The following is a 4,145-nucleotide window of genomic DNA, read 5'->3' on the forward strand; positions in this document are numbered from 1 at the left end:
GGCCGAGCAGGTAGTCGGCGGTCTGCACCGCCCCGTCCCGGTACTTCGCGTCCCGGGTCAGGTCGAAGGCGGTGGCGAGCACGACCGCGTTGTTGCACCTCGACCACCCGTCCGCGCAGTCCGGCGACCAGGCGGCGCCGGTGCGCGGCGGCGCCGGCCCGGTCCATCGCCACGCTGGCCCGGGCGAAGAGCCGGGCGAACACCGGGTGGGAGACGGCCATCAGGCGGACGCACCCACGGAGACACCGAGGCTCAGCAGCAGCGGCCGCGCCGGGCCGTCGACCAGGTCGCCGAGGCGTACGCCGTCGAGCACGGCGAGGAAGGCGGCCTGCGCCCGGCGCAGCTCGCCCCGGAGCCGGCAGGCGCCGAGCAGCGGGCAGGCCGGCTGCTCGCAGTTGACCACCTCGGCGCTCCCCTCGAAGGCCCGGACCACCTCGCCGACGGTGAGCTCGCCGGCGCCCTCGGCGAAGGCCACCCCGCCCGCCCGACCCCGGATGGTCACCAGGACGCCGAGCCGCTGCAACCGCTGCACCACCTTGGCCACGTGGCTGCGGGGCAGCGAGAGCTGGGTGGCGAGCTCGTCCACCGTCGTCCGGGTCTCGGACGCGGCGGTCAGCATGGCGATCCGGAGTGCCATGTCGGTCGAGCGGTTGAGCTTCACACCATCGACCCTAACCAGCGGCACCGCGGCACGGAACAGACCTGGTGTCCGGCGGCGGGATGTGACCCGGACGACCCCCGTCCCGGGACCTTCGACCCTGAAGGGGAATTTCAAATTCCTGTTCAGTGGTGATCGACATGTTCGACACCAAAGGAGTAGTCGTGCTCTCGGAATCCTCAGCAGCCGTGGTGACCGCGACCCTGCCCGCCGTGCAGGCCCACGGTGAGGCGATCACCGGCCGGTTCTACCAGCGGATGTTCGACGCCCACCCGGAGCTGCTCAACATCTTCAACCGGGGCAACCAGGCCACCGGGCAGCAGAAGGCCGCGCTCGCCGCCGCCGTGGTCGCGTACGCCGAGCACCTGACCAGCGGCAGCACGCTGCCGTGGGGGCCGATCCTGGACCGGATCGCGCACAAGCACGCGTCGCTCGGCATCACCGCCGCCCAGTACCCGATCGTCGGCCGGCACCTGCTCGCCGCGGTCGGCGAGGTGCTCGGCGACGCTGTCACGCCCGAGGTCGCCGCCGCCTGGGACGAGGTGTACTGGCTGCTGGCCTGCGAGCTGATCGCCCGGGAGGCGCGCCTCTACACGGTGGCCGGGGTGCCGGAGAACGGCGCGGTGTGGCGCGAGTGGCGGGTGGTGGAGAAGATCCGGGAGACGGCCGACGTGGCGTCGTTCACCCTGGTCCCCGCCGACGGCGCCCCGGTGCCCTCCTTCACGCCGGGCCAGTACGTTTCGGTCGCGGTCGACCTGGACGGCGACCGGGGGCAGCAGATCCGCCAGTACAGCCTCTCCGGCCGGCCCGGCGCCGACCACTGGCAGATCACCGTGAAGCGGGTACGCGGCATCGACGGCGGGCCCGACGGCATGGTCTCCAGCTTCCTGCACGAGCGGGTGGCCCCCGGTGACACGCTCCGGCTCAGCCCGCCGTTCGGCGAGGTCAGCGCGATCGGCGACGGCGAGCCGCTGCTGCTGGTCAGCGCCGGCATCGGCCTCACCCCGGCGATGGCGGCGCTGGCCCACCTGGCCGCCACCGAGCCCGAGCGCCCGGTGGCGCTGGTGCACGCCGACCGGGCCGGCGCCGCGCACGCCCGGCGCCACGAACTGGTCGCGTTGCAGGAGCGGCTGCCGAACCTCTCCGTCCGCCTCTGGTACGAGGACGCCGCGGACGCCGACCTGGCCGGGCTGAAGGCCGAGGTCGCCGGCGGGCTGGTCGATCCGGCCCTGATCCCGCTCGCCCCCGAGGCGTACGTGCACCTCTGCGGGCCGGTGCCGTTCATGTCGCTGGTCCGGGGCGGGTTGCTGCGCCGGGGCGTGCCGGCCGAGCGGATCGCCTACGAGGTGTTCGGCCCGGGCATGCTGCGCTGAGCGCTCCTGGCGGCCACCGGGGCCGGTGTCGGGCAGTCCCCGACACCGGCCCCTCTTGTCCACTCGACATGCGGCCGGGGGCAGCTTCCGACCGCCGGGAAACCGCGACCTGCCGCGAGGCGCTGTCGATGAGCGCCGGCGATCCGGGGTCAGCCCCAGTGGGCGACCACCGCGGCGAAGACCAGCACCGCGCCGGCCAACTCGACCAGCCCGACCTGGACCGGGGCCAGCCGCCGGCCGGGCAGCAGCGCCGCCCGGAGCAGCAGCAGCGCGAAGACCCCCGCCACCGCCGGGCCCCAGCCGGCGGCCACGGCCACCGCCAGCGCCGCCAGGTGGTACGCCAGCGAGGCCCACCGGTACCCGGCGCTGCCCCGCTCCCGGATCATCGTCTTGACGTAGAACACGGTGCCGACCAGGTACGCGCCGACCGCGGCGGCCACCCCGGCCAGCCCGGCCGGCGACACGCCGGCGACGGTGGCGACCACGAACACCACGAGCACGCTCTGCGCCACCGAGGCGAGGTCGTTGAGCAGGGCCCGCTCCCGGCGCCGCCGGGCGTAGCCGGCGTTGACCGCGACCAGCACGGCGTAGAGCGGGGCGTAGGCGAGCACCGCGGGCCGGGCGAGCAGCACCGGGAGACCCAGCAGCGCGGTCGCCCCGCCGTAGAGCAGGAGCTGCGGCCGGACCCGGGCGGGGCGGCCGGTCTTCACCGCCAGCAGGGCGTAGTAGGAGAAGAGGTAACCGGCGAGCCACGCGCCGAGCAGCGGCAGGTGCGGCCAGCGCGGACCGGTCACGGCGACCGCCGTGGCGTACGGGAGCAGCAGCATCGCCCAAGCACCGTGCTGTGGCGGCAGCCACCGGTGGCGCCGGCCCCGGCTGGGGCGGGCGGCGGAGGCGCGGGCGGCGGGCCGCACCGGGGTCGGCGCGCTCATCCGCGGGCGACCGTGAGCAGCACCACCGAGTCCTCGTCGGCGTGCAGCGCGTGCCGGGCGTCCGGGATCACCAGCAGGTCCCCCGCCGAACCCGGCCAGGAGTGGTCCCCGGCGACCAGCCGGACCCGCCCGCGCAGCACCTGGAGCGTCGCCTCGCCGGGGCTGGCGTGCTCCTCCAGCGCGTGCCCGGCGACCAGGGCGACCAGCGTCTGCCGCAGCGCGGCGTCGGACCCGCCGTGCACGGTGCGGGCGCTGCGCCCGCTGTTGGTCGCCCGGGCCAGGGTGAGCTGCTCCTCAGCGAGCACGGAGAGCGACGACGGGGACACGGAACACCTCCGGGTCGGAGCGGACGGGCAGCCAGAACAGGACCCTACTCTGCCTCTTTTCCCAGCCTGGTCGCCTTTAGCGGTTCCGACCAGGGGCTTTGGTCCCAGATCCGAATCTCCACACGAGACGTTCACGTTCTCCGAGAAGTCGATGATCTACAGGTTAGGAAGCGATCGCCAGGGTAGGGACTGGTCATGCGGGTCCTTGGAATCAACGCGATCTTTCACGATCCGGCGGCTGCCCTGGTGGTCGACGGGACGGTGGTGGCGGCCGCCGAGGAGGAGCGGTTCAGCCGCCGCAAGCACGGCAAGCGACCGGTGCCCTTCTCCGCCTGGGAGCTGCCCGAGTTGTCGGCCGCCTGGTGCCTGGCCAGCGCCGGGATCGACGTCGACAGCCTCGACGCGGTCGCGTACTCCTTCGACCCCGGACTCTGCCGGGACGCCACCGAGCTGGGCCTCAGCGACCCCTGGGACTGGCTGCGGGTCGACTACGCCCGGCGCGCCCCCCAGTTCCTCGCCGCCGCCCTGCCCGGCCTCGACCCGGAGAAGGTGCGCTTCGTGCCGCACCACGTGGCGCACGCCGCCTCCGCCGGGTTGGCCGCACCGCCGGCCGGCGACGACACCGCGGTGCTGGTCCTCGACGGGCGGGGCGAGGTCGCCAGCCACCTGGCCGGCGTCTACCGCGAGGGCCGGCTGTCGCCGCTGTACTCGCAGCACCTGCCGCACTCGCTCGGGCTGCTCTACGAGGACCTGACCCGGCACCTGGGCTTCCTGCACTCCAGCGACGAGTACAAGGTGATGGCGCTGGCGTCGTACGGCACCCCGAAGCACCTCGGCATGCTCCGCGACCTGGTCC

The 4,145-nt window shown here is 74.3% G+C and carries 5 protein-coding genes and 1 pseudogene; 2 read left to right on the top strand and 4 right to left on the bottom strand.

Annotated features, from left to right (window positions below; genetic code table 11):
• Both ACWEVO_RS31615 and ACWEVO_RS31620 read right to left on the bottom strand, forming a co-directional pair.
• Positions 1-221 (bottom strand): annotated as a pseudogene (locus ACWEVO_RS31615) (SAM-dependent methyltransferase); the annotation flags it as partial.
• Positions 221-661 carry an RrF2 family transcriptional regulator gene (locus tag ACWEVO_RS31620; RefSeq protein ID WP_452311120.1) on the bottom strand — a complete coding sequence of 147 codons (441 nt, stop codon included), beginning with the start codon at positions 659-661 and terminating at the stop codon, positions 221-223. The gene ACWEVO_RS31620 and the pseudogene ACWEVO_RS31615, both read right to left, overlap by 1 nt.
• Positions 662-798: 137 nt before the next feature.
• On the opposite strand from ACWEVO_RS31620, the gene ACWEVO_RS31625 reads away from it, so the two are divergent.
• Positions 799-2,031: a globin domain-containing protein gene (locus tag ACWEVO_RS31625; protein ID WP_452311121.1), complete on the top strand. Its 1,233-nt coding sequence runs from the start codon at positions 799-801 to the stop codon at positions 2,029-2,031.
• A gap of 149 nt (positions 2,032-2,180) precedes the next feature.
• On the opposite strand, the gene ACWEVO_RS31630 is transcribed toward ACWEVO_RS31625, so the two are convergent.
• Positions 2,181-2,963 carry a YwiC-like family protein gene (locus ACWEVO_RS31630; RefSeq protein WP_452311122.1) on the bottom strand — a complete coding sequence of 261 codons (783 nt, stop codon included), beginning with the start codon at positions 2,961-2,963 and terminating at the stop codon, positions 2,181-2,183.
• The gene (locus tag ACWEVO_RS31635; RefSeq protein WP_452311123.1) at positions 2,960-3,289 is read right to left on the bottom strand and encodes a cupin domain-containing protein; all 330 of its coding nucleotides are present in this window, start codon (positions 3,287-3,289) and stop codon (positions 2,960-2,962) included. Before ACWEVO_RS31635 ends, ACWEVO_RS31630 begins: the two co-directional genes overlap by 4 nt.
• Before the next feature lie 195 nt (positions 3,290-3,484).
• Here ACWEVO_RS31635 and ACWEVO_RS31640 point away from each other — a divergent pair.
• The coding region (locus tag ACWEVO_RS31640) for a carbamoyltransferase N-terminal domain-containing protein (RefSeq protein ID WP_452311124.1) at positions 3,485-4,145 on the top strand (661 nt) is incomplete at its 3' end.

This window comes from Micromonospora sp. NPDC003776 (genome assembly GCF_053605645.1).

Bases quoted from the DNA above. Each gene is read 5' to 3' on its own strand.
- ACWEVO_RS31625 (WP_452311121.1), top strand. From the start codon at position 799: ATGTTCGACACCAAAGGAGTAGTCGTGCTCTCGGAATCCTCAGCAGCC.
- ACWEVO_RS31630 (WP_452311122.1), bottom strand. From the start codon at position 2,963: ATGAGCGCGCCGACCCCGGTGCGGCCCGCCGCCCGCGCCTCCGCCGCC.